The sequence below is a fragment of the Brevundimonas sp. genome, from assembly GCF_032017145.1.
Lineage (GTDB): Bacteria > Pseudomonadota > Alphaproteobacteria > Caulobacterales > Caulobacteraceae > Brevundimonas.
The window spans coordinates 37692-63709 of sequence record NZ_DALZQC010000005.1; the positions used below are offsets into that span (position 1 = coordinate 37692).

At 65.0% G+C, this 26018-nt stretch carries 30 protein-coding genes and 1 pseudogene; 20 read left to right on the top strand and 11 right to left on the bottom strand.

All coding sequences use genetic code 11. The annotated features are described in order from the left end of the window. Positions 1-3: 3 nt before the first annotated feature. Genes RTU05_RS01665 through RTU05_RS01675 form a run of 3 tightly spaced genes read left to right on the top strand, consistent with a single transcriptional unit; the run spans position 4 to position 1822 of the window. Positions 4-372 (top strand): XRE family transcriptional regulator, encoded by a 369-nt coding sequence (locus RTU05_RS01665; protein ID WP_030538437.1) that lies wholly within the window; start codon positions 4-6, stop codon positions 370-372. An 8-nt stretch (positions 373-380) separates the two neighbouring features. Continuing rightward, positions 381-1316, top strand: coding sequence for a hypothetical protein (locus RTU05_RS01670; RefSeq protein WP_191554976.1), 936 nt, complete (start codon positions 381-383; stop codon positions 1314-1316). Then, positions 1313-1822 (top strand): LysR substrate-binding domain-containing protein, encoded by a 510-nt coding sequence (locus RTU05_RS01675; RefSeq protein ID WP_224761175.1) that lies wholly within the window; start codon positions 1313-1315, stop codon positions 1820-1822. Before RTU05_RS01670 ends, RTU05_RS01675 begins: the two co-directional genes overlap by 4 nt. A 217-nt stretch (positions 1823-2039) precedes the next feature. Here the strand turns inward: RTU05_RS01675 and RTU05_RS01680 are convergent, their stop codons facing one another. Genes RTU05_RS01680 through RTU05_RS01690 form a run of 3 tightly spaced genes read right to left on the bottom strand, consistent with a single transcriptional unit; the run spans position 2040 to position 5232 of the window. Beyond that, a complete protein-coding gene (locus RTU05_RS01680; RefSeq protein ID WP_191554977.1) occupies positions 2040-3413 on the bottom strand; it encodes a peroxidase in 1374 nt (457 codons plus the stop codon). Between the two features lie 3 nt (positions 3414-3416). Continuing rightward, positions 3417-4028, bottom strand: coding sequence for a hypothetical protein (locus RTU05_RS01685; protein ID WP_066624052.1), 612 nt, complete (start codon positions 4026-4028; stop codon positions 3417-3419). Between the two features lie 40 nt (positions 4029-4068). Next, on the bottom strand, positions 4069-5232 hold the full coding sequence (locus RTU05_RS01690; RefSeq protein WP_218015899.1) for a catalase family protein: 1164 nt from the start codon (positions 5230-5232) through the stop codon (positions 4069-4071). Positions 5233-5311: 79 nt separating this feature from the next. Here RTU05_RS01690 and RTU05_RS01695 point away from each other — a divergent pair, with 79 nt between their 5' ends. The 11 genes and pseudogenes from RTU05_RS01695 (at position 5312) to RTU05_RS01745 (ending at position 13347) form a co-directional block, all read left to right on the top strand. Next, a complete protein-coding gene (locus RTU05_RS01695) occupies positions 5312-5935 on the top strand; it encodes a TetR/AcrR family transcriptional regulator (RefSeq protein ID WP_007407173.1) in 624 nt (207 codons plus the stop codon). Continuing rightward, on the top strand, positions 5932-6429 hold the full coding sequence (locus tag RTU05_RS01700; RefSeq protein WP_224761176.1) for a thioesterase family protein: 498 nt from the start codon (positions 5932-5934) through the stop codon (positions 6427-6429). The genes RTU05_RS01695 and RTU05_RS01700 overlap by 4 nt, the downstream gene beginning before the upstream one ends. Continuing rightward, positions 6426-7292, top strand: coding sequence for a 3-hydroxyacyl-CoA dehydrogenase (locus RTU05_RS01705; RefSeq protein ID WP_007407172.1), 867 nt, complete (start codon positions 6426-6428; stop codon positions 7290-7292). Before RTU05_RS01700 ends, RTU05_RS01705 begins: the two co-directional genes overlap by 4 nt. Before the next feature lie 27 nt (positions 7293-7319). Beyond that, the gene (locus RTU05_RS01710) at positions 7320-9086 is read left to right on the top strand and encodes an oleate hydratase (protein WP_007407174.1); all 1767 of its coding nucleotides are present in this window, start codon (positions 7320-7322) and stop codon (positions 9084-9086) included. Between the two features lie 41 nt (positions 9087-9127). After that, complete coding sequence (locus RTU05_RS01715; RefSeq protein ID WP_312571263.1) at positions 9128-9460, top strand: YHS domain-containing protein; 333 nt, start codon at positions 9128-9130, stop codon at positions 9458-9460. Further along, positions 9444-9656, top strand: coding sequence for a hypothetical protein (locus RTU05_RS01720; RefSeq protein WP_312595160.1), 213 nt, complete (start codon positions 9444-9446; stop codon positions 9654-9656). The genes RTU05_RS01715 and RTU05_RS01720 overlap by 17 nt, the downstream gene beginning before the upstream one ends. Positions 9657-9841: 185 nt before the next feature. Next, positions 9842-10299: pseudogene (locus RTU05_RS01725) on the top strand (transposase); the annotation flags it as partial. Between the two features lie 153 nt (positions 10300-10452). Further along, complete coding sequence (locus RTU05_RS01730; RefSeq protein WP_291537382.1) at positions 10453-10683, top strand: AlpA family transcriptional regulator; 231 nt, start codon at positions 10453-10455, stop codon at positions 10681-10683. After that, positions 10670-10951, top strand: coding sequence for a JAB domain-containing protein (locus RTU05_RS01735; protein ID WP_312595161.1), 282 nt, complete (start codon positions 10670-10672; stop codon positions 10949-10951). The genes RTU05_RS01730 and RTU05_RS01735 overlap by 14 nt, the downstream gene beginning before the upstream one ends. Before the next feature lie 7 nt (positions 10952-10958). Then, positions 10959-11906: a toprim domain-containing protein gene (locus RTU05_RS01740; protein ID WP_291537380.1), complete on the top strand. Its 948-nt coding sequence runs from the start codon at positions 10959-10961 to the stop codon at positions 11904-11906. 4 nt (positions 11907-11910) lie between these two features. Then, entirely contained in the window at positions 11911-13347 is a 1437-nt protein-coding gene (locus RTU05_RS01745; RefSeq protein ID WP_312595163.1) for a ParB N-terminal domain-containing protein, read from the top strand. Here RTU05_RS01745 and RTU05_RS01750 read toward each other — a convergent pair. The 3 genes from RTU05_RS01750 to RTU05_RS01760 are packed head-to-tail and all read right to left on the bottom strand — an operon-like array spanning position 13301 to position 15649. Then, positions 13301-14323 (bottom strand): hypothetical protein, encoded by a 1023-nt coding sequence (locus RTU05_RS01750; protein WP_312595165.1) that lies wholly within the window; start codon positions 14321-14323, stop codon positions 13301-13303. The genes RTU05_RS01745 and RTU05_RS01750 overlap by 47 nt on opposite strands. An 8-nt stretch (positions 14324-14331) precedes the next feature. Next, entirely contained in the window at positions 14332-14658 is a 327-nt protein-coding gene (locus RTU05_RS01755) for a TonB-dependent receptor (protein WP_312595167.1), read from the bottom strand. 52 nt (positions 14659-14710) lie between these two features. After that, positions 14711-15649, bottom strand: a complete 939-nt coding sequence (locus RTU05_RS01760) for an ATP-dependent endonuclease (RefSeq protein WP_312595169.1) — start codon at positions 15647-15649, stop codon at positions 14711-14713. Positions 15650-15760: 111 nt separating this feature from the next. Here RTU05_RS01760 and RTU05_RS01765 point away from each other — a divergent pair, with 111 nt between their 5' ends. Continuing rightward, a complete protein-coding gene (locus tag RTU05_RS01765; RefSeq protein WP_409411581.1) occupies positions 15761-16003 on the top strand; it encodes a 3'-5' exonuclease in 243 nt (80 codons plus the stop codon). A 95-nt stretch (positions 16004-16098) separates the two neighbouring features. Here the strand turns inward: RTU05_RS01765 and RTU05_RS01770 are convergent, their stop codons facing one another. From RTU05_RS01770 to RTU05_RS01785, 4 genes are all read right to left on the bottom strand, one after another. Further along, the gene (locus tag RTU05_RS01770) at positions 16099-17022 is read right to left on the bottom strand and encodes a nucleotidyl transferase AbiEii/AbiGii toxin family protein (protein ID WP_312595172.1); all 924 of its coding nucleotides are present in this window, start codon (positions 17020-17022) and stop codon (positions 16099-16101) included. After that, positions 17009-17839 (bottom strand): type IV toxin-antitoxin system AbiEi family antitoxin domain-containing protein, encoded by an 831-nt coding sequence (locus RTU05_RS01775; protein WP_312595174.1) that lies wholly within the window; start codon positions 17837-17839, stop codon positions 17009-17011. Before RTU05_RS01775 ends, RTU05_RS01770 begins: the two co-directional genes overlap by 14 nt. 528 nt (positions 17840-18367) lie before the next feature. After that, a complete protein-coding gene (merC, locus tag RTU05_RS01780; RefSeq protein WP_287928162.1) occupies positions 18368-18778 on the bottom strand; it encodes an organomercurial transporter MerC in 411 nt (136 codons plus the stop codon). 270 nt (positions 18779-19048) lie between these two features. Next, positions 19049-19498: a MerR family transcriptional regulator gene (locus RTU05_RS01785; RefSeq protein ID WP_088582493.1), complete on the bottom strand. Its 450-nt coding sequence runs from the start codon at positions 19496-19498 to the stop codon at positions 19049-19051. Positions 19499-19579: 81 nt separating this feature from the next. Here RTU05_RS01785 and RTU05_RS01790 point away from each other — a divergent pair, with 81 nt between their 5' ends. The 3 genes from RTU05_RS01790 to merA all read left to right on the top strand — a co-directional run bounded on the left by RTU05_RS01790 (position 19580) and on the right by merA (position 21930). Next, positions 19580-19981: a mercuric transporter MerT family protein gene (locus RTU05_RS01790; RefSeq protein ID WP_205678540.1), complete on the top strand. Its 402-nt coding sequence runs from the start codon at positions 19580-19582 to the stop codon at positions 19979-19981. 22 nt (positions 19982-20003) lie between these two features. Further along, a complete protein-coding gene (locus RTU05_RS01795) occupies positions 20004-20312 on the top strand; it encodes a cation transporter (RefSeq protein ID WP_312595178.1) in 309 nt (102 codons plus the stop codon). Between the two features lie 187 nt (positions 20313-20499). After that, positions 20500-21930: a mercury(II) reductase gene (merA, locus tag RTU05_RS01800; RefSeq protein WP_088582490.1), complete on the top strand. Its 1431-nt coding sequence runs from the start codon at positions 20500-20502 to the stop codon at positions 21928-21930. A gap of 69 nt (positions 21931-21999) precedes the next feature. Here the strand turns inward: merA and RTU05_RS01805 are convergent, their stop codons facing one another. After that, a complete protein-coding gene (locus tag RTU05_RS01805; RefSeq protein ID WP_088582489.1) occupies positions 22000-23289 on the bottom strand; it encodes a tyrosine-type recombinase/integrase in 1290 nt (429 codons plus the stop codon). A 286-nt stretch (positions 23290-23575) separates the two neighbouring features. Here RTU05_RS01805 and RTU05_RS01810 point away from each other — a divergent pair, with 286 nt between their 5' ends. Both RTU05_RS01810 and RTU05_RS01815 read left to right on the top strand, forming a co-directional pair. Then, positions 23576-25132 (top strand): cryptochrome/photolyase family protein, encoded by a 1557-nt coding sequence (locus RTU05_RS01810; protein ID WP_409411582.1) that lies wholly within the window; start codon positions 23576-23578, stop codon positions 25130-25132. A 68-nt stretch (positions 25133-25200) separates the two neighbouring features. Continuing rightward, positions 25201-25956, top strand: a complete 756-nt coding sequence (locus RTU05_RS01815; RefSeq protein ID WP_312595185.1) for a M48 family metallopeptidase — start codon at positions 25201-25203, stop codon at positions 25954-25956. Positions 25957-26018: the final 62 nt, after the last annotated feature.

The following is a 26018-nucleotide window of genomic DNA, read 5'->3' on the forward strand; positions in this document are numbered from 1 at the left end:
CCGATGGGCCGGAGCCTGGACGAAATCATCGCTTCCCTACCCCGCGACCAGCAGGAGCAGATCGAGGCGCGCTACGAAGAGATGAAGCAGGAGGTCGAGGGCCTCCGCGAGCTGCGGCAGATCGCCGGCAAAGCTCAGGCCGACATCGCGACGGCGCTGAACATCAAGCAGCCCTCGGTCTCGAAGATTGAGAAGCAGGCGGACATGTATCTCTCGACGCTTCGCAGTTATGTCGAGGCGATAGGCGGAAAGCTGGAACTAACCGTGAAGCTGCCGGCTCGTCCGGCATTCACGATCCACCATCTCGGTGATGTCGCCGCGCCAGCCGGCAAGCCCACCGTCGCTCGGCGCAAGGTCGTTGGCTTGCGGTAGAAGCTCCGATGACGCACTTGTTTGATGTCAATGGAGAGAATCTCGACCGCGGCTTCGTGAACCTCAGGGCGGCGGAATCCCGCCACGAGCAGCAGCTTCACGAGCTGATCGAATCGCTGTGGGCGACCTATGAGCCTTATGCTGATCCGGACTTCCGCCAAGGCTTCGCGCGCGACGTCGATGGCCGGTTCTGGGAAATGTATCTTGGCTGCACGCTGCTCGAAGCGGGCCGAGCGCTGCTGCCTGTCGTTGAGCGTCAGCGCGCCGGCGGTCAGCCGGATCTGTGCGTCGTCGAAGAGGGACGGCGCATCTGGATCGAAGCGATCACGCCCGACGAGGGCGACCCCGGTCCCGATCAGATTGTGCGACCTGTCCCAATGAATGAAGGTGGTGGTCTTTCCGCCGCGCCGATCCGACAGGCGCAATTGCGCACGACGAGCGCGTTCTGGACGAAGGCGCAGCAGATCGCACGCTACCTTGCTCAGGGCGTTATCGGCCCTGACGACGTGCGGATCATCGCCATCAGCGCAAGCCGCTTCGGTGTGTATGTCGCCGAAAGGCCCCTGCCGCTCATCATGACCTCGCTGTTCCCGATCGGCGATGCCTTCATCACGATCGATCGAGAGACCGGTAATGTTGTCGAGGAAGGATTCCATTCAGCGCCCTTCATCGACCGCGAACGCGAGCCCATACCGCGGACCGCATTTCTTGACGAACGGTTCGCCGACATCTCCGGCGTTCTCTGGTCGCGCGTCGGGCTCGGCAACCTTTCGCGCCAAGGCAGACCACTCACCTACGTCCACAATCCCCTCGCACAGGTCCCGCTTCCGACGAACTGGGGCGTCTGGGATCGCGAGTTTGTCACCACGCCCCAGGGAGAGGCATGGGAGTCGACCGACATTCTCGCGCCCGAGCCATTGGCGGAAGCGTCGGCCGAGCAATGACGACGCTGATCGACGTCTGGAACCTCGACACCTTCGACGCAGCCTTGATGGGCGAGTTGCGCGATCAGCAGCAGCTCCTCATCGACTATTTCGCGACAGATCGGACAAACTACCTGGAGCGTGAAGCCTCGGACCATAGGGGTCCGATACCGTCCAACCCTCATGCCAGCGCCTATTATCGCTTCGCCGAGGACTTGATGGCAGTCACGCAGACCCGAACGATCCGGGCCTGGCATCATACGCGGATGACCGACCGCGAGGTCGAGACCGCCACGAGCAACGGGCTTTACATCGCCTGTTGCCTCGCAGGCCTCGGCATGATCCAGATCCCAGCCTATGACGTGAAACAGCATCTTGAGGCGGGAGAATTGGTCGAGGTGATGCCCGGCCATCGAGCCGAGCTGATGCCTATGACGTTACTCTATCCCCACCGCCAGCACCTTTCACACCGGCTGCAGGTATTTGCCGATTGGCTTGAGACGCTGCTGAAGGACAAGCTCTTATGAAGAGCAAAAGCCACCCGGGATCCGAAAGGCCTGCGCTCAAGCGGTCCGGATGACCGAAGCGTCCTCGCCGATCATGCGTTAGAGGCAGTTTTTGCAGACGTCAGGATTACCGATCGGGCCAGACGCGACTGGCAAAGATCATGGTGAGGCCGAGCGCAGCGATCCTGATGAATTGCACGTTCATCTTCACAAAGGCCAACGACTGACCGGCGGGTTCCTAACCCCAGCTCCCGGCCGCCAGCCATTTGAGCGCGGACAGGCTTGGCATGAACAGATATTCGCCGCCCTTCATGACATTGAAAGTCTGCACACCGTCGATGCGCTTGCGCGCCGACGCCTGCGGGATCGTGAACCGGCCGTCATCCTCATGCAGGCCAACGATCGGATCGCGCTCTTCGCCAAGGTCGACGAAATTGCCTCGGTTGATCCACTCCTGCTGCATGAACTCGATCGTGTCATAGGCACGCGCGCTGATGAAGATGAAGAACAGGCCGCGATCGCCTTCGGCATCGTCTTCCGGCGCGACATCCTCGGAATAGACCGGTCCGAAGGTCGAGGAGCGGCGGATGATCCGGTGGATGTTGACGTCGGTAAGCAGCGTCAGCTCGGAATCGCGGGGATTGAGTCGACGCATATGGCAGCCGAGCGGCACAACGCGGCCTTTGGGGTCTTCCTTGAACGTGAAGTCATTGTTGCGCTGCGGATCGGCGCCGAGGTCGGGATCGTCATGGTCGGGCGACAGCGTCAAGGGCGCGCCGGAGCGCCAGCGCCCGAACATCTTGGCGGCTAATAGCTCGCGTTCCTCCGGCGTCTCGCCATGCGCCTTGAGGAAGGCGTTGAAGCAGCCGACCCGGCTGTTGTACTTGCGCATAACGACGAAGGTGCCGTTCTTGCCGAGCGCGGCGGGCTCCGGCATGCCGAGAGGCTGGCCGTTCTCGCTCTCATAGCCGAGGATGAATTCGCCGGCCTTGATCGGCCGCTCCTCGCCTGGCAGCGGATCAACGCCGCTGCCCTCCACTGCGGGCTGGGAGATCGAATCCCGGAAGCCGAACGGGTTTTTCGCGCCATCCGGCGCACCGAAGCGATGCTCGCCGAGCAGGGTCACGCCGCTGCTCCGGTCGAGTTCGGCGCGCGCTGTCGCCAGCGCTTTGTCGAGCGCCGCATCATTCACGGCATAGATGGTCAGCGCGAGATGGCAGTTGCCCGGCTTGAAGACCTCTTCCCACTTTTCAGGCGCGTTGGGCCCGAAGTCGCGAAGCTGCTCCGCGCGTGCGGGCATGCCCTGCTGGAAGGGGAGCGGGAAGGTCTTGAGTTGTGCTTCCGGCAGGCCGAGCGCCTTCAGCCCCTCGAAGCTGAGTGCGGCCCCGATCCAGAAATCGAGATCGTCGCTCCAGTTGTCGGCCGAGGCGACATGCGGCGCGAGCCGGCCGAGGAGGTCGCGCGCGCCCTCGGCCTCGTCGAAATGGAGCATGGCGTGGATGCCGACATAGGGCTCCGGCCGGCTTCGCAGAATCAGCGCCTGGATGTCGTGCAGGTCGAGCGTGACGCTGTCGCGCCGGAAGCGCTCTTTCAGTTTCTGAAGGATCGCCATTGCTCAGCCCACCTTGTCGAGAAATTCGTTGACGGCATGCTCCATGCGCTGGAGCCGGCGCACATCGACGACGGTCACCTGCGGGTTGGCGACGAACCAGCCGGCGGCGGTGATCTGATGCTCGGCGATGAAGTCCTTGACCTTGGGGCTCGCAATGCCCGGCCAGCCCTCGACCGAGGCGAAGAGCAGGTCCATCAGGTCGGGGATCTTGGTGGCGAAGTCGTTGATATAGGTGTCCCAGTCGCCATCATAGGCGGTGGCGAACAGGATGCGCGTGTCGTTGTCGAAGAAGACGAAGCGCATATTGTGCAGTGTGCCGACCTTCTGTGCTCCGTCGAAATTGCCGTTCACCAGCCCGAAGATGCGTTTCAGCCGGTCCGCGCCGCCTGGCTTGAGGTTGGCGATGGCGGTAAGCTCCGAGACATTGCCGGACTGAGCGCCGACACGGCCGGCGGAGCCGGCGGTGCCCTTGAGGTCTGGATTATGCTTCGTCACCATCTGCTCGAGGGCGAGCTTGGCGAGCTGCGGCGCGTCGCCGGCCACTTCCTCGATCCGGCGGCGGATGGCCTGAAGGCGGGTTTCGTCGATCTGAGGGGTTTCTTCGGTCTCGGCCATGGCTGGCCTCCTTTCGTAAGTTTGGTTGACGATCGGATCGTCAGTCCGGAATGGCGTCGATGTTCGTCGGCTCGACGCGCGGCTGCGCGTTCATTTCGTGGCGGTAGCGGGCGGAACGTTCATAAGCGGCGATGCGCACCCGCATGATCGAGCCGAGCGGCTGATGATCGCGGATGCCGTGCCAGGGGTTGAAGGACAGCACGTCATCGCCATAGACCCGCCGCGCTGGCGAATAGGCGTCCTGAGGGGGAATGCGCAGCGTGGCGATCGGCTGGTGCGGCGAGAGATCTTCCGGCCAGAGCACCGCCGCATCCTCGACCGGCATCCTTTCGAGATCGGTACAGAGCTGGGCGCGCAGTTGATACTCCGCGCTCTGATCGCGGAAATGCTCGACCACCAGATCGCGCATGGTGGCGTCCTCCACCGCGCCGACATCCTTGCCGGCGAGTGCCCGGACATTGTCGGAGAGCGGTGCGGCGCTGATCTTGGCGATGTAGTCGCCGAAGCGGATCGCCGCCATCGAGTGATAGGTCTCGCCAAGCAGATGGTCATTGTCGCGCGCGAGACCGCGCAGCGTGGCGCCGGGCTCGACGCCGACCGCTTCGACCGCGGCTTCCACTCCCCGCGCCACCCCGGCCATGGCGCGCTGGAGAACGGCCGGGTTCTGGGCATTCTTTTCCAGAAGGCCGATGAGCTGGCGATATTTACCGATCGTGCCGAAGCTCAGGGTCGGGATATTGACCAGCAGGAAATCCTGGTTGCGGCCCTGGTCTTCGGGGAGAAGCCGCTCCCCCGCCACGCCAATGACCTTGATCGCCATGCCGCGCGGAGCCGGTATCGTATCGGAGTGAATATCTCCGGGCGCTGATGAGAGGCGGATCACCACGGAATAGGTGGCGGGACGAGCGAAAAGCCCCTGGCGCAGATGCTCCGGCAGTTCCGGGATGACCAACTCACCCTTCAGGAACCCGTGGCTCTTGGCATGGGCGTCGCGCACCGCATGGCGGTGGCGTTCGAAGGCCTTACGGTTAGTGCTCGCCATGATCTCGAGGATTTCGGCGGTCAGCCGCTCCTCGTCTTCGCCGAGAACCTCCACGTCCGGGGAATAGCCAATGTAGGTTTCAGCCAAGGGCACTCCTTCGCGTTTTAATTTCGATACTGCGGACGATTTCGGGTCGAAATCGCCGTTGATTTCGGAGATCACTTGATATCTGGTTTTACTGAGAACGCGGAACCGCCGAAAAGGTTTCGCACGTCTCGCCCGTTGGTTGGAGAACGAACCCATGCCGCTTACGCGCAAGGACACGCAGCGCCAGACGCGGGACCGGCTGATCGCCGCCGCACATACCTCGATCATCGAGGAGGGGGTCGCCGCCATGTCGATCCGCAACATCTGCAGCGCGGCCGGCCATTCGCAGGGTGCCTTCTACTCGAACTTCGCCAGCAAGGACGATCTGCTGGTCGAGATCCTGCAGAGCCATATCCAGGATGAGGTCACACTGCTTCGCGACCTGGTCGCGCACTGCTCCGGCGATGATATCGAGGCAACGCTCCAGGTGCTGGCCGCCCGGCTCGCGAAGCTGGCCGGTGAAGCGCAATGGTCGCTCCTCTCGATCGAATTGCAGCTTCACGCGCGGCGCGATCCGGCTTTCGCCGAGCGGCACCGGGAGGGCAAGGCGGCCTGCTATCGGATGTTCGGTGAACTCGTTGCCGATCTAACGCAACGCTTCGCACTGCGTCCGGCCTTGCCGCCGATGCAGACGGGCATCGGTCTATACGCGCTCTGGATGGGACTGGCGGTCCAGGGCGATGTCGAAGGCGCCATGCCGCGCGACGAGATGCTCGTCGGCTTCTTCCGCGCCATGGCTGGACTGGGTTCGTCGCATGAGGAGCAGGCGTATTCGTGAGCGGGATCGTGTCAGATCGTCGACGCATCGGCTGCGATGAGCACGGACACCCGCTCGTCGGCGAGGTGGATGAGCATCGGCGCTTCCATATCCGCTTCCGCGCCCAGGACGCCGACATCGACGAACTCGGCCATGTCAACAATGCTGTCTGGGTGACCTGGATCCAGGATGCGTCGGTGGCGCACTGGCTGACGGCCGCGCGTCCGCAAGATCGCGACCGGTTCGTCGCGGTCGTGCTGCGCCATGAGGTCGACTATCGCGGCAATGTCCGGGCGGGAGACGCGGTCAGCGCGATCACCTGGGTCGTCGGAGTGCCGCGCGGTGCGCGCTATGCACGATGCGTCGAATTCCATGATGAAGACGGGCGGACGCTCGTCGCCTCGCTGACCCAGTGGGCCCTTGTCGATCGGGAAACCGGCAAGCTGGCCCGCGTCCCGGTGGAGGTGGCGGCTCCGTTTCTTGGTGACGATACCGCGCAGAAGGAGATTGAATGAGCGATATCAGGAAAGTGGCGGTTCTCGGCACGGGCGTCCTCGGGAGCCAGATAGCCTTCCAGACCGCCTATAGCGGCTTCGACGTTACCGCCTACGACACCAGCGAGGAGGCGCTTGAACAGGCAAGGCAGCGTTTTGCCATGCTCGTCGAGACCTATGGCAAGGAGGTGGCCGGTGCGGCCGACGGCAAGGCCGCCGAGTCCCTGCAGCGCATCACCCTGTCCGCCGATCTCGGTTCGGCCGTCGCGGACGCGGACCTCGTGATCGAAGCGGTTCCGGAGCTTCTCTCGATCAAGCAGGCGCTCTACGAGAAGCTCGCGGGGCTTGCGCCGGAAAGGGCGATCTTCGCTACCAATAGCTCGACCCTGTTGCCGAGCGACCTCAAGGCCTTCACCGGCCGCCCGGACCGGTTTCTGGCGTTGCACTTCGCCAACAGCATCTGGAAGTTCAACACCGCCGAGGTGATGGGCACCGACGACACCGATCCGGCCGTGTTCGATGCCCTGATCGCCTTCGCCTCGGCCATCGGCATGGTGCCGATCCCGGTGCGCAAGGAAAAGGCAGGCTATGTCCTCAATTCCCTGCTGGTGCCGTTCCTGAACGCGGCGGCCGATCTCGCCGCCGGCGGCTATGCCGAGCCGGAAGATGTCGACAAGGTCTGGCGGATCGCCACCGGCGCGCCGATGGGGCCGTTCCAGATCTACGACATCATCGGCTTGAACACCCCCTACAACATTCTGTCGCATGGCGATGAGCACGCCCAGTCGCTCGCGGCATGGCTGAAGGAAAACTACATCGACAAGGGCAGGCTCGGCATCGCCTCGGGCGAAGGCTTCTACAGCTACAAACCCTCCGCAGACTGATCCCAACAAGAAGAACAGGAGTTCGCCATGCACTATAGCAGTGGAAACTATGAAGCCTTCGTGCGTCCCCGCAAGCCCGAGGGGGCCGACAAGAAGACGGCCTGGTTCGTCGGCTCGGGGCTGGCGGGGCTCGCCGGCGCCGCCTTCCTGATCCGCGACGGCGGCGTTTCGGGCGATCGCATCACCATATTGGAAGAGCTGGGAATCCCCGGCGGCGCGCTCGATGGTCTTGATGTGCCGGAGAAGGGCTTCGTCATTCGCGGCGGCCGCGAGATGGAGGAGCATTTCGAGTGCCTGTGGGACCTCTATCGCTCGATCCCCTCGCTGGAGATCGAGGATGCCAGCGTCCTCGACGAATTCTACCGGCTCAACAAGGACGACCCCAACTTTTCGCTCCAGCGTACGACGCAGAACCAGGGCCAGGACGTGCCCGACAAGGCGCTGCTGACGTTGAACGACAAGGCCCAGAAGGACCTGCTCTCCGTTTTCCTGGCGACACGCGAGGAGATGGAGAACAAGCGCATCAACGAGGTCTTCGGCGAAGATTTCCTGAAGAGCAATTTCTGGCTCTATTGGCGCACCATGTTCGCCTTCGAGGAATGGCATTCGGCGCTGGAAATGAAGCTCTACCTGCACCGCTTCATCCATCATATCGGCAGTCTCGCCGACTTCTCCTCGCTCAAGTTCAATCGCTACAATCAGTATGAATCCATGGTCCTGCCGCTGGTGAAGTGGCTGACCGATCACGGCGTCACGTTCCGCTACGGCGTCGAGGTCACCGACGTCGATTTCGACATCCAGCCCGGCCGCAAGCAAGCGACCCGCATTCACTGGAAAGAGCGCGGCGTCGAAGGCGGCGTCGATCTCGCGCCAGACGATCTCGTCTTCATAACCATCGGCTCATTGACCGAGAATTCCGACAATGGCGATCACAAGACGCCGGCGAAGCTCAACGAAGGACCGGCGCCGGCCTGGGACCTGTGGCGGCGGATCGCGGCGAAGGATCCGGCCTTCGGCCGCCCGGACGTATTCGGGGCCCATATCCCGGAAACGAAATGGGCCTCGGCATCGATTACCGCCCTCGATGCCCGTATTCCGGCCTATGTCGAGAAGATCACCAAGCGCAACCCCTTCACCGGCAAGATCGTCTCGGCGGGTATCGTCACGGTGAAGGACTCGGCGTGGCTGCTGAGCTGGACGGTTCATCGCCAGCCGCATTTCAAGAAGCAGCCCAAGGACCAGATGATCGCCTGGTTCTACGCGCTCTTTGTCGACAAGCCCGGCGACTATGTGAAGAAGCCAATGCAGGAATGCACCGGCGAGGAAATCACCCAGGAGTGGCTCTACCATCTCGGTGTACCGGTCGAGGACATTCCGGAGCTCGCAGCCTCCGGCGCCAGCACCGTGCCCACGATGATGCCCTATATCACCGCCTTCTTCATGCCGCGCCAGGCGGGTGACCGGCCGGACGTGGTGCCGGAGGGCGCGGTCAATTTCGCCTTCATCGGACAGTTCGCGGAATCGAAACAGCGGGACTGCATCTTCACCACGGAATATTCGGTGAGGACCCCGATGGAGGCCGTCTACACCCTGATGAATGTCGAGCGCGGCGTGCCGGAAGTCTTCAACTCGACCTACGATATCCGTACGCTGCTGGCAGCGATCGGTCCGCTGCGGGACGGCAAGGGCATCGACCTTCCCGGACCGGCCTTCCTGCGCAAGCTGCTGATGAAGAAGCTCGAAGGCACCGAGATCGCCAAGCTGCTCGAAGAGTTCCATCTGATCGAGGAGTGAACAGAGACCGGAAGGCACGCGCGGCGTGTGAAAGGTGATGAATGGCCGACGACGATCAGAAGAGCGAACGCGCCGCCGAGGTGACTGGGGCGCACGGCCATCATCACCATCATGAGCCGGACGGCGAAACGCCGTCCGGTCACGTCGACCATGATCCGGTCTGCGGCATGGTGGTCGATCCCGCCAGGACCGCTCACAAGGCTGAGTATGAAGGCGAGCGCTACGTCTTCTGCTCGGCCGGCTGCAAGGCGAAGTTCGACGCCGACCCCGTGCATTATGCGGCACTGGCAGCGCATGCCGCACATCACCATGAGGGTGCTGCCGCCCATGGCGATCATTCCCACCATAGCCACACGCATGGTCCTGACCGCTAAAGGTGCTACGCTTAATGGAACCAAGCTGTTCGGCGACAGCGGCTTGAAAGGCGGTGCGATCCGCGGGGGGACATCTTCTTTGACTGCGGCTCGATTTATGTGGATGCGTCGCCCGAGCCGTGATTGGTATCGTGCGGATGCGCCGGCGTCGCTCTCCATGAAACTTTTGAAGTCACTCAATGCCTGCCGAACCTGATGCCTCAGTTATGGGTGTCCATGGCTCTCAGTTCGGTGAGAAAGACTGTTCCAACCTCCACCGCTCGCTTGGCCGCGTCAGGGTCGACGTCCACGCCGTGCGAGGCTTCGTTCATGATACGTGACGTGACCCCCTGAAACTCCTCCACGAATAGCTAGAGTCCGCCCCTCGAAAGGACGGACAGAATGAAGCGATCACGGTTTACGGAAGAGCAGATCATCGGGATCCTGCGCGAGCAGGAGGCCGGTGTTCCGGTGGCGGACCTGTGCAGGAAGCACGGGCTGAGCTCGCCGACCTTCTACAAATGGAAGGCCAAGTATGGCGGCATGGACGTGTCGGAGGCCCGGCGGCTGAAGGCGCTGGAAGAGGAGAACGCCAAGCTGAAGCGGATGCTGGCGGACTCGATGCTGGACAACGTCGCGCTGAAGGATCTGCTGGGAAAAAAGTGGTGACGCCCGCTGCGCATCGAGCGGCGGCGGCGCACCTGCAGTCGGCTTACGGGATGAGCGAACGGCGGGCCTGCCGGGTGCTGGGCGTGGACCGGACGAGCGTGCGCTATCAGGCGACGCGACCGGACGACGGCACCCTGCGCGATCGGCTGAAGGCCCTGGCCCAGGAGCGTCGGCGGTTCGGCTATCGACGCCCGAGCGTGGGGGCTTTTCTCGCTACAAACTCAATGCAACCTCTTGCGGGCAGTAGCGTGAGACATCGCGCTTGAACGATCCCGAGAGTGCTCCGGAGTGCGGAACGTTTCGATCAGAACCGCCTCGCGCACAACGAGCCGCAGGAGGCGAATATGACAGACAGCAGGTTTCTGACGCCGGAGGAAGTGGTGGACCGCTATCGCGGCGGTGTGTCGCTTGGCACCCTACGAAACTGGCGAACGAAGCGTATTGGCCCCTCGTTCATCAAGATCGGAAAGGCCGTCCTCTACCCGGTGGAGGAGCTTGAGGATTTGGACAAAAGGAATAGAGTGCCTTGCAGTGCCTCTGAGCGACTCAGCGAGCCTGCGGGTGATCAGGCGTGATGATCACGATCGGTCACCTTGGACCGCCCCCAATAAGCGGCTCCACTTGCATCCACGGGGCGCTTTTTACGAGCAATATCAATTGGTTACAGCGGCCATTAGGGTGGTGCACAACCACCCTTCCGGCGATCCGACCCCGTCCCAGGCGGACATCGTCGTCACCCGCCAGATCATCGACGCTGCGAAACTGTTCGGCATCCAGGTCCACGACCATCTGGTCCTGGGGCGTCAGGGGACGGCGAGCTTCAAGCAACTCGGCCTGTTCTGAGGCCGTCATGACCCTTCACCCCATCGTCGCCGCCCTGGGCGGCGACCTCTACCAGAGCGGGCTGCGCGCCAATGTGCCCGCGCCGGGCCACAGCCAGGCCGATCGATCGGTCTCGCTCCTCCTTTCCCAGGGTCGGGTCATCATCCACGGGTTCGGCGCGGCGGACTGGAGGGCCATCCGCGACCACCTGCGTAGTTCGGGTTTCATCGACGATACCGGGCGTCTCACGGGGGCGGGGCGCGCCCCGGTGTCGGCCCCGGCGCCGGACCGCCGGCGGCGCATCGAGACCGCCTCTCGTCTGTGGCATGACGCTCGACCGTTAAGCCCCTCCGATCCCGCGTCCCTCTACCTGCGACGCCGCGCCGTCCACGGCGGCGATGGGGCGCTCGACCTGCGCTTCCATCCCGCCGTCCCCGTCTCCATCTACCGGCCCGGCGGGCGTACGCGACCGGCCCTCGTCGCGCGAATCGTCGCGGCGGACGGGGGCCTGACGGCCGTCGAGGTGACCTATCTCGAGCCGAACGGCCTGGGCGTCGTCGGCCTCGCCGTGCCGCGCAAGACGGTGGGGGTCGTGCCGCCTAGCGCGGCGGTTCGCCTGTCGCCGGCGGCCGAGGAGATGCTGGTCGGCGAAGGGGTGGTCACCACCCTGTCCGCCATCGACCGCTTCCGCCTTCCCGGCTGGGCCCTGATGTCGGCGAACAATCTCGCGGCCTGGACCCCGCCCCCGGACGTCCGTCGCGTGCTGGTCGCCGCAGACCGGGGCATGGTCGGCGAGGACGCCGCCGCCCGCCTTAGCCATCGCCTCAGGACGCTGGGAATCCAGGTTCGGGTCTGGTGCCCCAACCCGCCGTTTGAGGACTGGAACGCGATCGCCCGCGGCGTCGCGAAAGGAGGAGCGAGGGCGCTCGGGGGCGCCGGAGCGGCGGGGATGGGCCCCGTCGCCCTGCGGAGATGATCCCATGACCGACCTCGCTCCCGTTATCACCCCTGTCGTTGTCGTCGAGCGCGACCGACGCACAGTCCGTCTCGGCGATCTGGGCATCGCCCGGGAAAACCTTCGTCACGACGAGCCGCCTGACGACGACATCCCCACGCTCGCCGCGACGATGCGGGCCGCCGGCCAGCTTCAGCCCCTGACCGTCCGCCCGGGTCGCGGCAGGAAGGAAGAGCCGTGGATGGCGCTCGACGGGCGCCGGCGCCGGCTCGCGCTCGGCCTCCTCCTCGAGGCCGGCGAGATCGGCGACGACCATCCCGTCGATGTCTTCGTCGAGACCGACCCGGCCCGTCAGGCCGCGGCGGTGCTTCTCACCAACACTGCGGTTCCCGTCCATGTCGCCGACATCATCGCGGCGATCGGCCGGATGCTGAAGTCGAAGCTGACGGTCGCGGTGATCGCCAGGGCGTTGGGCTATGCCGAGATCGAGATCAAGCGTCTGGCGGCGCTCGCCGGCCTGCCGTCCGCAGCGCTCGTCGCCCTGAAGAGCGGCCGCATGAGCCTGAAGCAGGCGCGGCTGCTGGCGCGGTTGCCGGACAAGGCCGAGCAGGAGGAACTCGCCGAGGCGGCCTTGGACGGTCACGGCTTCCAGGACTGGCGCGTTCTCGAGCGGCTCGACGACGCTCGCGTCACCGCCCGCGACCGCCGTTGCGCCCTCGTCCATCCGACCACCTACGGCGAGGCCGGGGGCCGCACCGAGACCGATCTCTTCGGCGAACTCGTCCCCGTCCTGCTCGACCCTGACATCCTGACCGATCTCTGGCTGAGGCGCGCCCGTGGCATCGCAGCCGTGTTCGAGGCGGAAGGCGTCGCCGTCCACGTCACCGCTGGCCCGGAGCCGGACCTGCCCGAGGACCTGGAGGCGCTCGGCTATGTCTATGGCGGATCCCTCCCGGCCGAGGAGATGGCGCGATATCGCGCCCAGCGCGAGGTCTTCAACGATCGTGTCGAGGCTGCGCGCCTGGCCTTGGCCGACCCGGCCCGACCGGACATCGCCGATCTCGCCATCATGGACATGATCCGCGCGCGGATCGCCTCCGACCAGACCGGCTGCGGCGGCCGCGTCGTGACGACGATGGTGATGTGGCCGGCGGCGGACACGGGCGTGGAGGTGCGCTGCTACACGCCGGAGGAGCCCGAGACCGACGACGATGAGAGAGGCGGGGGCGATCCGGTCCCGCGTGCGGCCGCCCCGCCGGCCTACATCTCGCCCGAGGTCGAGGCGCCCGAACCTGAGACCGAAGGGGTCAACCACGCCCTCCATGCGGCGCGCACCGACGTCGCCACGCGAGGCCTGATCCGGGCCCTGGCCGATGATCCGTCCGCCGCCCTGACGGCGCTGATCTCGCGCCTGTTCACGGTGATCGTCCTGCGCAGCCGCGTGGCCCGGTCACCTTTCTGAGATCGCCGTCGCGCCATGGCTTTCCACTCGCCCGGCCCCAGACGAGCACGGAGTCGCCCTGCGGCGACCACCGCAACAGGTGCGGGGCCACTTCGAATTCTGCGTCCGGTGTAATCCGCACGGCCCGGTCCGGGTCGATGAGCACAAGCCGCTGGACCCAGGGAATCTCCGACTGGGACATCTCATCGGTGGGCAGCGGCCGCGGAGCGACCCCCTCGATCACGGCGACCCGGCCGCCATCGGGGGAGAGGGCGAAATCCACCGCCGTGCCTTCAAACAAGGGCCGGCCCTTGCCCGTCCTGGCATCGACCAGGACAAGGATCTGCAGGCTGCCGGCGCCCTCGGCCGTCGGCAGGCGGTTCACCGTGTCCACGACCGTTCTCGAGGGCTCGCGGCCCGACGCCGTTCGCGCCCAGGCCTGCGCGGTCCGGGTCTGGCTGGCGTTATAGTAGCGCAGAAGCCAGGGCAGGTCGCCGTCGCGACGGGCCATGACGACGACCTCGTCATCGCCACGCCATTCGGCGACCGCCCCCATCTGGGGCATCTCCGGCGTCAGCCCCGTCCATCGTACGGACCGGTTGGCCATCGTCACGATGCCGACCTCCAGTCGGGCGCCGGCGAAGCGGGAAATCAGGACGCGAGCGCCCGACGGCGACCAGGACCCGCGTAGAAGACCGGGCCCCTCGCCGGGGAGAAGCCGCTCGGGCGCAGCGTTCGGACGGCGCAGATCCACCAGCCAGAGGTCGGTGATCGTCCAGGACGCCCGCTGGCCCAGATCGAACCGGGTTGCGCTGTCGTAGCGCCCGCGCTTCTCATAGATGGCCCAGCGCCCGTCGGGCGAGATGGCCGCGCGACCGAAGGCCTCCAGTCCGACGACGTCCTCGACCGTGATGCCCCGATCCTGCGGGAATACGGGGGTTGCGAGGCAGACGAGCGTCAGGAACGCCCCGGCCAGGGCGGACAGGGTCCGGACCATGGGACCGGCTACCAGCGCTTGACGAGCTGAAGCGCGACGACCCTTCCCAGAAGACTGCCCTGACCCGGATCGAAGCCGAACCCGCTCGCGGCGTCGTAGAACGGCGGGTCCTCATCGAGAAGATTTTGGACCGTCAGGCTGATCCTCAAGCCCGCCAGAGCCCCCGTCTCCGGGTTCCAGCTCGCCTGGACATCGGCGGTGTCCCAAGCGTCGATGCGGACGCCGGCGCGGTCCTCATAGGCGTCGACATGGTTCCAGTGGAGGCTGGCGGCGAACGCGCCGTCGGTCCAGGTCGCGCCGAGCCTCGAGCGGAACTTGACGGGAAAGCCGATCAATCCCGACACCTCCCGGACCGGGGCGGTCGGGGTGGCGCGGTGAACCGTAACGTCATGATGTTAGCGATACGGTCAGAGTCCCGGGCGCAGCCGGCGGTGGGGGATCGAGCTGGACCGCGACGGCGCCGAGCAAGGCCTTCAGTTCCTCGGGAGCCGCCGAAGCGAGGGCCGGACTGTCGAGACCGCTCAGAACCCGCACATGCGTGCTTGGCTTGCCTCGCCCCAGAAAGAGATAACGATACCAGCGCAACAGGCCGTCCTGGCTAGAGTCGTAGAGGGCGTGAATGCCGCCGTCGCCCAACACGGCGTCTCGCGGCTCCCCGGCCGGGGACGGTCCGGAACGCCCGGGCTCTGGCGCCGAATAGGCGGCCTGCAATGCCATCAGCATCGAATAATCCAAATCCAGCGGCTCACAGAAGAAGACGTTGAACCTTCGAAGAGATCGCGCCCACGTCTGAATGTCTGTCCAGTTGGCGGCGGCGAAGGTGTCGAAGGCCGCCAGATCGGCCGAAGAGCCCGCCGGGCTCGGGCTTTGGAAAAGTTGGTCAGGCCGAACGCCGTTGTCCATCAGCTGCGCGCAGGCGGTCTTGATGCGCCCCCAGCCCCCGCCCGCACGACCGTAATCCAGATCCAGAAGAGTCGCGTGCGGAATGTCCAGGTCGACAAGCAGCCGCCACAGGTGATTGACGTGGCGGCCCCCAAGGGGAACCACCGCCACGAAAGACCGATCGATGTCCAGGCCAAGGGCCTCGGCGAGGCGCGGGAGCACCACCTCTTCGGAGGCGCCTTCGCCGAGGATCACGAAACGGGCAAAATAGAGCTCGGGGTAGGTACGCACCGCCTCGCGAACGAACTTCGAAGCCTCGTCCGCGATCGGAGGCAATCGGATCCCCCTCACGCGGCAGGCGCGGGTCTTGGAGTCGAGGCGGAAATGACGGACTTGCTCGGGCTTCACCCGCGCCAGAATGCTTGGCGAATGGCTCGAGAGCATGGCTTGAGCCCGTGACCCTGCGGTCAGTTCCTGGATCTGTCGGACGATACCGGGGTATCGACCTGGTCCGAGTGCTTGGATGCCTTCGAAGGTCTCGATCAGATACCTCTGATGACCGTGCACAAGAGCAAGGGGCTTGAGTACGACACGATCGTCTTCATGGGGCTCGACGACCAAGCTTGGTGGGCGCACAAACCCGGCGACAAAGAGGGCCTCGCCGCGTTTTTCGTCGCTCTCTCCCGAGCGAAGCAGCGGGCCATCTTTGCGTTCTGCCAACAACGTGGCCAACGATCAAAGGTAGCCGAACTCTACGCGCTCCTAGGGCAGGCTGGCGTTCCGGAAATTGCCATCTAGACCCGACGCGCAGACGCCTAAACGACCGTTTGCGTCAGTTGCTCATAGCGTCCGAACCTCGGAGTCTGTGAGCATGCTGCGGTCTGGCGGTATTGTCAGACTGATTGCGGCCAAGTCTGTCGAAGCCGTTCGACCATGCCCGCGCGTCGGTCGGGCTCCAGGCGGTCGAGGTTCAACTGCTTCCAACGCACGGCGGGGAGGTCGGCGGCGTCGGGCAGGCCGATGAGGTCCCAGTCAGGCGCGCCGGCCTTGAACCCGATCAGGAATGCGCGGTGGGCCTCGGGCATGTCATCGACGACGGCAGTGATCAGGGCGGTGCGCGCCGCGATGAGGTCCTCAAGGTCCACCGGGTCTTCGGTCATCCCATAGAAGCCGCGTTCGAACTCCTGGGCCAGATCCTTGGGATTGGCGCGGAGCACCTCGGCCATGGGCCGGTGGTGGCTGGTCAGATAGATCACGAACGCCTGTCGCAGTGCCGGCGTGATCCCCTCGTTGGCCAGAAGGTCGCGGACATCGAACAGGTCGCGGGGATGCTGGCGATCCAGCGCCGCCATGATCTTGCCGGCGTAGAGATCCGCGTGGGAAACCATCCGGGCCTCCGCATAGCCGAAGCGCTCTTCCACTGCCGCTGAAACCGGACGGACCTCGGGCTCGAACACCACGCCGCGCAGGACCGGCGTCACCTCCACCTTGATCACCGCGCCGTCCGCGCGGACGAGCAGCTTGTCGATCACGGGCTGGGCTCCACCCTTGCCGCGCACGACGACAGACCCCGGCAGGGCGTGTTCGATGGCGTCGGCGATTCGCCTCAAGGCCGCGTCGATTGCGGCGAGCGATGTGTCCCGATCCTCGACCGGCAGATAGGTCAGGTCGATATCCACCGACAGCCGTGGGAGATCGCGGACGAAAAGATTGATCGCCGTGCCGCCCTTCAGGGCGAAGCAGGGTTCCTGGAACACGAGGGGGAGGGTTCGGACGAGGAGGCGGACCTGCCGGGCGTAGACGTCACTGACCGGCATCGAGCGACCTCGGCACGGTGATCTTGTAGGTCGGGTCCAGTCTGCCGCTCTTGGCGAGCACGCGGTTGCCGCTGCCCAGATCGATGGTGTTACGGTCCAGGGCTTTAAGCCACGCATGACCGTGCCGATCGGCGAAATAGAAGAAAAGGCGTTTGACCTTCACGCTCACGCAATCCTCGAGCAGACGCTGGAGACGTCGTGGGCTGAGGGTGGCCAGGGCGCCCATCAACTGGTCCGCCTGGTCGAAACTCTCATGATCGGGGAGTTCGTCCAGAAGTTCGAGGATGGCGCGCTCGGGCGTCGACTGGCGCAAGGGCCATTGCCAGTGGCCCAGGGGGGTGTCCACCACTGCGGCGCGGGCCCAGTCCGCCAGGAGGCCGGTCTCGCTGGAGTCCTCGCCGAGCCGGGCGACCTCGAAGTATCGGGCGCTGCGGAACAGCTTCTGCGACGGATGATATTTGAACTCTACGTCCAGCGGCAGGTCGGCGAGCCAGGTCGGCGGGGTCTCGTCGCCATAGAGATGAACTTCCTTGCGGGCGGCAGGAAGGTAGTGGGCATAGCCCTGCAACTCGAGCGCGGTGCGGCCTCCGATCACAATGGAATAGTCGAGGAGGGCCTGGAGCGAGAGAACGGCTGTCGGCCAGTCGAGGGTTCCGCGCGGACGGCGGTAGACCCGGCGCGCAGTCCGTTCCAGTCGCCCCGAAGCGACGTATTTGGCACGGAGAGAATTGGGATAGCCGTTCTCGTTCATCCAGCCGGAATCGACCAGAAGGCCTTCCGGGAGGATACGTTCGAGCTTGTTTAGCTTTCCTAGCATTTGAACACTTATAGTGTCCTAATATGAAGATTGTCAAACATATTGGTTTGCCATTCGGCATATTGGAACACCATCAGTGTCTTAGTGCGCTCAAAGTCAAACTCTGGTGCGGGATTGATACCGGCGCGTCGCCCCGAGCTTAGGTCTTGGGACTGAAACGCTCACCAATCCGCTCTGCAGGCGCTCGAACCGGATCGTCGCTCAGATGCCAGCGCAGTCGGCCGACAAATAGCCAACACGTGCCAAGCGACGTGGCCTTCGGTTCGGCAGGAGCCTTGGAAAAAGAACGCCACGGAAACTGCTAGGGTTTGATCACTCACACCATTCTCCGGGTCTAAGCTCGCGTAACCATGTCGGCCGCATCGCGTCGGAACGGAGATAGGGTCTGTAAATCCTGCAGATTCACGGGGATGGCTCAGCGCGCTGAATCTCCTCGGCCACCGATCTTGTTGTGGCAAACGATGAGGTGGCAGCGGTGTGATCCTGCGACCAGAGGCCATCTGCTCGTCTTACCGGGGGAGAGGGAAGTCAAGCCACGCCGCCGAAACTCCTTTTCGGCGGGGACACCAGATCCCCGATCGACACGGCGATCATCAATGCGAGACCTGGGTAAAGGAGCCAGGCCGTCGGCCAGCCAAAGCTCGCCATCAGCAAGGCGGCCGCCAATACCAGCAGAGGTCCGACCATGCCGAGGATCATTCTTGACCATCGCCGATGACGCATCCCGCCGGCTACGTTGGCCGTCAACGCGATGACCGCGAACAGAGGGAGCAGGTAGCGGATGAAGACCCCTTCATACTGACTCAAGAACCCTAGACCCAAAGCCGCGGCCAAGCTGCCGAGTGCCGGAAAGCACGCCGCGCAGCCCATAGCCGCAACAATCGCGCCGACTACGCCCGCTTTGTCAGCCGCGCGGGTGATGGGTTCTTGGTCCGGCATGCTTTTCCTCGGTGAGCTGGAATATGGCGATCTGAGCCCAGCAAGTGTTGAGCGCGCTGGTGTCGATCCTCTCGGACAACCGAGTAGGGTCTGTAGTCCCTACAGATACAAGAGCGTTCTCGTCTTTGCAAAATCCGCCGAGTCGATTGCGTGACGTGGCGAGGCGAGGCTCGCCGTCATGGAACAGCGCCAGAGATCAGCCGCCAGAACCCTGGATGAGGCGGGATACAAAGGTCCGAACCTGAAAGCTGCGGGCGGGCAGGGGCCTAGTTACGGCGCCGGCCGGGTTGCGGCCTCGGAATCAAACAGGGCCTCCAGGATCGGGCAATCCGGCGTGGCCCCGTCGGCGCAGCGAGCGACCATATCGACCAGCACCTTTTCCATCTTCCTCAGGGCAGCCAGCTTTGAACGGACATCGCCCAGATGGGCGGCGGCGACCACGCGTGCCTCCGCGCACGGAAGATCGCGCTGCTCGGCCAGTTCAAGCAAATCCCTTATTTCATTCAGCGTGAACCCAAGCTCCCGCGCCCGGCGCACGAAATTCAGCCGGAGCAGATGGCCGCGGCCATAGAGGCGATGCCCACCCTCGCTGCGAGCAGGCGCGGGCATCAGGCCGATCTTCTCGTAATAGCGCACGGTTTCGATGTTGACCCCGGTCCGCCGGGACAACTCGCCGATAGGAAGCTGTGGGGCCGTATCCCGCAGGGCCGATTTGTCCATGAAGCGTTTTACCCCTTGTATCTGTAGTGACTACAGACCCTACCTTGTGTGTATCGACCCGTGAAGGCGTGAGGAGTGTCAATGGCAGACGGCAAGCAAGAACTCGGCGGACATCCGGCGCTTACCGACAAACCCAACGCTCGCGGGTGGCTTGCTGTCGGAGGACTTGCCGCCGCGATCGGCGCGACCTCCTGCTGCGTATTGCCCTTGGCCTTGTTCGCGCTCGGGATCAGCGGGGCGTGGATCGGCAATGTCACGGCGCTGGCCCCCTACCATCTTTATTTCGTGGCCGCCGCCGTGGTCTTGGTGAGCCTCGGCTTCTACCGGGTCTACCGTCAGCCGCAGGCCTCCTGCGACGAAGACGTGAACTGCACCCGGCCAGCCTCGACCCGCCTCGTCAAGATCGCGCTCTGGACGGCGACCCTGCTTGTCGCCCTCGCTCTTGCATTCCCCTATGTCGCGCCGCTGCTGATCGGCGCCTGATTATTTCCCGGAGACTTCGATCATGAGCCTTTCAATCCGCACCGCCCTCGTTTTCGCGGCGGCTCTCATGACCGCCGATGCCGCCCAAGCCGCCGAACGCACGGTGAGGCTCGACGTCAGCAATGTGTCCTGCGTGACGTGCGCGCCCATCGTCCGTCGCACCATCTCGCGCCTGCCCGGCGTTGAAGCGGTGACCGTCACCGTGACCTCGGGCGGGACTGGACAGGCCGTGGCGGTGGTGACCTACGATGACGCTCGGGTGACGCCGGCCGCCTTGGCGCTCGCGTCGACCAGGGCCGGCTATCCTGCCCGTGTTCAGGCGCGCCGATAGAGGCTGCCGGCGTCCGGTTGTGACGCCTCGAGGCCGATATTCGACCAACTTTCGCGCGGCCAGTCTCCGCGTCAGCAGACGCTCGTGATGACATCCAGCTCTCGCCGCTATCCGACGCAAGCCGGGCAACGTCGGGTTTGACGTCGCCTTGTTCGCGGCAGAGTCTATTTAGAAGGATCCGGACCGTATGAGTGATTGTTGCACGCCCTCACGGGATATCGCCAAGACTTACGATCTCGTCGTGGTCGGGGCGGGGTCGGCCGGGTTCTCGGCCGCCATCACGGCGGCGGAACAGGGCGCTCGGGTCGCGCTCGTCGGAGACGGAACGATAGGCGGCACTTGCGTCAACGTCGGTTGCGTGCCGTCCAAGGCTCTGATCCGCGCCGTCGAACCCCTGCACCAGGCCCGGGCCGCGAGCCGCTTCGACGGCGTCCGGGCGTCGGCTGCCATCGCTGACTGGTCGGGGACGGTTCGCCAGAAGGACAGACTGGTCGACGACCTTCGCCAGGCAAAGTACGAGGACGTGCTGCAGGGTTATGACGCCATCACCTACCACGAAGGCGCGGCGAGACTCGTCGAGGGCGGCGTGGAGGTCGGCGGCGTCCGGCTGACTGCGGACAAGGTGATCATCGCGACCGGTTCACGTCCGGGGGTTCCAGCGATCCCCGGCATCGAATCCGTGCCTTATCTGACCAGCACGACCGCGCTCGAACTGGAGGCCCTGCCCCGATCGATGCTGGTGATCGGCGGCGGCTATATCGGGGTGGAACTGGCCCAGATGTTCAGCCGGGCGGGCGTCCACGTCACCATCGCCTGCCGCTCCCGGCTACTGCCTGAGGGGGAACCCGAAATCAGCCAGGCGCTGCAACGCTATCTCATGGACGAGGGCGTCACAGTCGTGGCGGGGGCAGTCTACGGGTCCATCGACCCGTCCGGCGAGGGCGTGGCGCTCAGCTTCACGCAGTCCGGTGGCCCCGGGGTGACCACCGCTGAGCATGTTCTGATCACAACGGGCCGGGTTCCCAACTCCGATGGGCTGGGGCTTCCCGAGATGGGGATCCAGATCTCGCCAACGGGAGGCATCTTCATCGACGACCGGATGCGCACGACGCGCGCGGGCGTCTATGCCGCAGGCGATGTCACCGGCACGGATCAGTTCGTCTATATGGCCGCCTACGGCGCGCGACTGGCTGCCCGGAACGCCCTGAACGGCGACACCCAAGTCTACGACAATCGCGCCATGCCGGCGGTCGTCTTCACGGATCCGCAGGTGGCGACGGTGGGACTGACGGAAGCCGCAGCCCGCGCGGCCGGTCACGATGTGCAGACCTCGATGATCACCCTTCATCACGTTCCTCGCGCGCTCGCGGCCAGGGACACGCGTGGGCTCATCAAGCTGGTGGCTGATCGCGGCACGCGGCGACTCCTCGGCGCGCACATTCTGGCGCCTGAAGGGGCGGACAGCATCCAGACGGCGGCGGTGGCCATCAAGTGCGGAATGACAGTGGAGCAGTTGGGCGACACGATCTTCCCCTACCTCACGACAGTCGAGGGCCTGAAGCTGGCCGCGCTGACGTTCAACAAGGACGTCAGCAAACTCTCTTGCTGCGCCGGTTGAGGGGCACGACCGGATGCTTTCCACTTCGCCACTTGTCGGGTTGGCGAAGCCAGTCGTCCAATGTTTCCTTCAGGTCTTGGGACTGAATCGCTCACCAATCCGCTCTGCAAGCGCCCGAACCGGATCGTCGCTCAGATGGGCATACCGTTCCGTGGCGCGACTGTTGGCGTGTCCCAGCGCTTTGCCGATCATCGGGAGACTGGCCCCGTCCGCCAGGGCGAAGCTTGCGAAACTGTGGCGCAGGTCGTGGATGCGGACGCCTTCCAGCTTGGCTTTCGGGAGCACCTTGTCGCGCCAGATCTTGGACTCGGAGGTCGCATATCCGTTGTCGCCCTTGGTGGCCGGAAAGACAAACTGGCTTCGACCGCGGGTCTTGTAGAGACGCTGCAGGATTCCGAAGGCCATGTCGTTGAGCGAGATCCGACGATCCCCCGTGCGACCGCCCGCCTTGGTGCGGCTCGGCGGTAGCACGAGCCGGCGCCGGTCAAAGTCGACCTCCGTCCACCGCAGGCCCGCGATCTCGTTGCGGCGCGCGCCTGTCAGAAGCAGAAGCCGATAGACCGCGCCCTGCCGTTCGGAGATCGTCGCATCCGCCTCCAGGGCGTCGAGTGCGGCGATCAAATCCTGAGCCTGGGACTCGGACAGGAAGCGTTCGACCGCCGGTCGGAGCTTTCGTTCGACCTTGGCGCAGGGGTTCGGGCCGGCGAAATGCCCCTTGTCGATCGCCCAGTTGAAGGTCGCGCGCAGGGTGGAATAGGTGCGGTCAGCGATGCCTGCCCCGCCCTTGACGATGGACCGACCACGGAGTTTGGTCTTCACATCCTTGGCGGTCTTCCCGGCCGTGATCGATCGGATCATCCCGGTGATGTGGTCGCGGGTGACCGTATCAAGCGCCATCTTCCCAAGCAGGGGCACGACGTGGCGCTCGAGGTTCGTCCGGTCCATGGCCCATGACGAATCCCGTTTGGTCGGTTTGTCGTCCGGCCCCTTCTCCAGATAAAGCTCGACCAGGCCTTTGACGGTGAGGCCCTCGATGCGCCTGCGGGCTTCGCCGGGATCGATGCCGCGCCGCGCATCGACCACCACCGACGCCGCCTCCTTGCGAGCCCGATCCGCCGTGAGCTTGTCCGGCCCATCCCCATGCTCGCCGAGCGTCAGCCAGCGCTGGATCCCGCGGACCCGATATTTGATGGCGAACATCCTTCGGACAGGCTTGGCGGCATGGCCCTGTCCGGTTTCGGTCCCAGGATAGATCCGGAGGCAGAAGCCTGCGATCTCGCTGTCCCAGATTCGACCCTCGCCGGTCTCCGGAACGGGCGCGCTCTCAACCACGCGCTTGGTGAGTTTTTGCTTCGTCATGGTGATAGAAATATACGCTCATTTCCGAGCCACCGCTACCACTCCGCTACCAACTCAAGTGAAACCGGGCGAAACGCTCCGTAACCGGATAAACAAGAAAATCTATGTAAAACAATATGCAAAGCTGATTTTTGGAACGTCCTGAAAAGCCCGGAAATGTTGATCCCCAACATTGCCAAGGTTGGGGTCGGGCGTTCGAATCGCCTCGCCCGCTCCATGTCGGGACGCAAATAAAAACGGGTCTGGCCAGTCGGTCAGGCCCGTTTTTGCGTTTGGCCCGCACGCGATGACGACGGAGGCGGGCTTGGCGGTTCTGAGATTGGTGCTGGGCGACCAGCTGTCGGACGATCTGAGCGCGCTGGACGGGCTGGACCCGGCCGCCGACACCCTTCTGATGGCCGAGGTGCGCGACGAGGCGACCTATGTCCGCCACCACAAGCAGAAGATCGCCCTGATCTTCGCCGCCATGCGAAACCACGCCGAGCGTTTGAGGGCCAGGGGGCTGACGGTGCGGTACGTCGCCATCGACGATCCCGACAACACCGGCTCCATCACCGGCGAACTGGCCCGCGCGCTGGACGGCGGGAGTTTCGACGCCGTGGCCATGACCGAATGCGGCGAGTGGCGGCTGGCCGAGCATCTGGCCGCCTTCGCCCAAGGGGCGGGCCTGCCGGTCGAAATCCGGCCCGACCGCCGCTTCCTGTGCTCGCACGACCGTTTCCGCCGCTGGGCCTCGGGCAAGTCGCACCTGCGGATGGAGTTCTTCTATCGCGAGATGCGCCGAGCGACCGGGATTCTGATGAACGGCGACCAGCCGGAGGGCGGGCGCTGGAACTATGACGCCGAGAACCGCAAGAGGCTGGCGAAGGGCGTGGTCCCGCCCGAGCGGCTGCGCATTCCGCCCAACGCCGTGGCGCGCCAGGCGATGGCGGATGTGGAGCGGCTGTTTCCCGACCATTTCGGCGCCCTGGAAGGCTTCTGCTGGCCGACCACGGCCGAGGAGGCGCAGACGGTTCTGGACGACTTCCTGCACACCGTCCTGCCCGGCTTCGGCGACTGGCAGGATGCGATGGCGGAGGGCCGGCCGTGGATGTGGCATGGGTTGATCTCGACCTCGATCAACCTGGGCCTGCTGGACCCGCTGGACGTCTGCAAGCGGGCGGAAGGCGTCTATCGCGCCCGGCGCGCGCCGCTGAACGCGGTCGAGGGGTTCATCCGCCAGATCCTGGGCTGGCGCGAGTTCGTGCGCGGCGTCTATTGGCTGAAGACGCCGGAATATCGGGCGCGGAACTTCCTGGACGCGAACCGCGAACTGCCCTGGTTCTACTGGTCGGGCGAAACGGACATGGCCTGCGTCGCCGATGTGGTCAAGACCACGCGCGACAACGCCTACGCCCACCATATTCAGCGGCTGATGGTGACGGGCAATCTGGCCCTGCTGCTGGGGGTGCACCCCGACGCCGTCGACGACTGGTATCTGTGCGTCTACGCCGACGCCTATGAATGGGTGGAGATGCCCAATACGCGCGGCATGGCCCTGTTCGCGGACGGCGGGATCGTGGGGTCCAAACCCTATGCGGCGTCCGGCGCCTATATCGACCGGATGAGCGACTATTGCGGGGCCTGCCGCTACGACGTGAAAAGCAGGAGCGGCGACGCCGCCTGCCCGTTCAACCGGCTGTACTGGGGCTTTCTGGAGCGCAACCGCCACCGGTTGCGCGACAACGTCCGCCTGGCCATGCCCTACAGGACGCTGGACGGCTTCGGCGAGGCCAAGCGCGCGGCCCTGGCGGCCGAGGCGGAGGCGTGCCGCACCCTGCTTGGCGCGACGCCGGTCGGGTGAGGTCGGAACCTGGACCGGGGGGACGGGATTTGCTTGGCTGTTGCGCCAACCGTCCAAGAGGCCGTCTCGTGTTCCTGCCCCGTCGTTCCGCTCTGATCCTGACCGCCGCCGTGGCGGCCTCGGCCCTGTCGGCCTGCGCCTATAACGAGGCGTTGGGGCGCAGTCAGTTTCTGCTGGTGGACAATGCGGCCCTGTCGCAGCAGTCGACGCAGGCGTGGCGGGAGGCCATCGCCAAGCCGGGCGTGATGACCACGGGCGCCCAGGTGGATCGGATCCGGCGCGTCGGGGACCGGCTGGTGCAGGCGGCGGGTCTGGGCAACCGGACCTGGGACTATGCGGTCTTCACCGAGGCCAGCCCCAACGCCTTCGTCCTGCCGTCCGGCCAGATCGGGGTGACCACCAGCCTGTTGTCCCTGGTCCAGAACGACGATCAGCTGGCCAGCGTGATCGGCCACGAGATCGGCCATGTCGTCGCCAATCACGCCGCAGAACGGGCGTCCAGCCAGACGGCGACCAGCATCGGCCTGGCGGCGGTCGGGGGCGCGGCGGGGCGCTATGGCGATGCGGTCAACGCCTACGGCGGGCTGGCGGCGCAGTACGGTCTGCTGCTGCCCTATTCGCGTCGCGACGAGCTGGAGGCCGATAGGCTGGGCGTGGACTATATGGCGGGCGCGGGGTTCAGGCCGTCGCAGGCCGTGGCCCTGTGGCGGCTGATGGCGGCGCAGCGCCAGACCCAGACGCCGCAGTTCGCCTCGACCCACCCGTCGGACGCGACCCGGATCGAAATGCTGCAGCAGTATATCGCCAGCCGCGGCTGGAACTGATCAGACGCGGATGTCGAGGTAGGAGCCGGGGCGCAGGATGCGCGGCTCCTCGCGCGCGGGCG

Excerpts from the sequence above, each read along its gene's own strand:
- RTU05_RS01750 (WP_312595165.1), bottom strand. The coding sequence starts at position 14,323 with ATGGTCCGGACCCTGTCCGCCCTGGCCGGGGCGTTCCTGACGCTCGTC.
- RTU05_RS01785 (WP_088582493.1), bottom strand. The coding sequence starts at position 19,498 with ATGGACAAATCGGCCCTGCGGGATACGGCCCCACAGCTTCCTATCGGC.
- RTU05_RS01695 (WP_007407173.1), top strand. The coding sequence starts at position 5,312 with ATGCCGCTTACGCGCAAGGACACGCAGCGCCAGACGCGGGACCGGCTG.
- RTU05_RS01670 (WP_191554976.1), top strand. The coding sequence starts at position 381 with ATGACGCACTTGTTTGATGTCAATGGAGAGAATCTCGACCGCGGCTTC.
- RTU05_RS01720 (WP_312595160.1), top strand. The coding sequence starts at position 9,444 with ATGGTCCTGACCGCTAAAGGTGCTACGCTTAATGGAACCAAGCTGTTC.
- RTU05_RS01675 (WP_224761175.1), top strand. The coding sequence starts at position 1,313 with ATGACGACGCTGATCGACGTCTGGAACCTCGACACCTTCGACGCAGCC.
- RTU05_RS01760 (WP_312595169.1), bottom strand. The coding sequence starts at position 15,649 with ATGCTCTCGAGCCATTCGCCAAGCATTCTGGCGCGGGTGAAGCCCGAG.
- merA (WP_088582490.1), top strand. The coding sequence starts at position 20,500 with ATGAGTGATTGTTGCACGCCCTCACGGGATATCGCCAAGACTTACGAT.
- merC (WP_287928162.1), bottom strand. The coding sequence starts at position 18,778 with ATGCCGGACCAAGAACCCATCACCCGCGCGGCTGACAAAGCGGGCGTA.
- RTU05_RS01665 (WP_030538437.1), top strand. The coding sequence starts at position 4 with ATGGGCCGGAGCCTGGACGAAATCATCGCTTCCCTACCCCGCGACCAG.
- RTU05_RS01705 (WP_007407172.1), top strand. The coding sequence starts at position 6,426 with ATGAGCGATATCAGGAAAGTGGCGGTTCTCGGCACGGGCGTCCTCGGG.
- RTU05_RS01775 (WP_312595174.1), bottom strand. The coding sequence starts at position 17,839 with ATGCTAGGAAAGCTAAACAAGCTCGAACGTATCCTCCCGGAAGGCCTT.
- RTU05_RS01710 (WP_007407174.1), top strand. The coding sequence starts at position 7,320 with ATGCACTATAGCAGTGGAAACTATGAAGCCTTCGTGCGTCCCCGCAAG.
- RTU05_RS01790 (WP_205678540.1), top strand. The coding sequence starts at position 19,580 with ATGGCAGACGGCAAGCAAGAACTCGGCGGACATCCGGCGCTTACCGAC.
- RTU05_RS01770 (WP_312595172.1), bottom strand. The coding sequence starts at position 17,022 with ATGCCGGTCAGTGACGTCTACGCCCGGCAGGTCCGCCTCCTCGTCCGA.
- RTU05_RS01685 (WP_066624052.1), bottom strand. The coding sequence starts at position 4,028 with ATGGCCGAGACCGAAGAAACCCCTCAGATCGACGAAACCCGCCTTCAG.
- RTU05_RS01795 (WP_312595178.1), top strand. The coding sequence starts at position 20,004 with ATGAGCCTTTCAATCCGCACCGCCCTCGTTTTCGCGGCGGCTCTCATG.
- RTU05_RS01730 (WP_291537382.1), top strand. The coding sequence starts at position 10,453 with ATGACAGACAGCAGGTTTCTGACGCCGGAGGAAGTGGTGGACCGCTAT.
- RTU05_RS01810 (WP_409411582.1), top strand. The coding sequence starts at position 23,576 with ATGACGACGGAGGCGGGCTTGGCGGTTCTGAGATTGGTGCTGGGCGAC.
- RTU05_RS01765 (WP_409411581.1), top strand. The coding sequence starts at position 15,761 with ATGACCGTGCACAAGAGCAAGGGGCTTGAGTACGACACGATCGTCTTC.
- RTU05_RS01745 (WP_312595163.1), top strand. The coding sequence starts at position 11,911 with ATGACCGACCTCGCTCCCGTTATCACCCCTGTCGTTGTCGTCGAGCGC.
- RTU05_RS01715 (WP_312571263.1), top strand. The coding sequence starts at position 9,128 with ATGGCCGACGACGATCAGAAGAGCGAACGCGCCGCCGAGGTGACTGGG.
- RTU05_RS01680 (WP_191554977.1), bottom strand. The coding sequence starts at position 3,413 with ATGGCGATCCTTCAGAAACTGAAAGAGCGCTTCCGGCGCGACAGCGTC.
- RTU05_RS01740 (WP_291537380.1), top strand. The coding sequence starts at position 10,959 with ATGACCCTTCACCCCATCGTCGCCGCCCTGGGCGGCGACCTCTACCAG.
- RTU05_RS01805 (WP_088582489.1), bottom strand. The coding sequence starts at position 23,289 with ATGACGAAGCAAAAACTCACCAAGCGCGTGGTTGAGAGCGCGCCCGTT.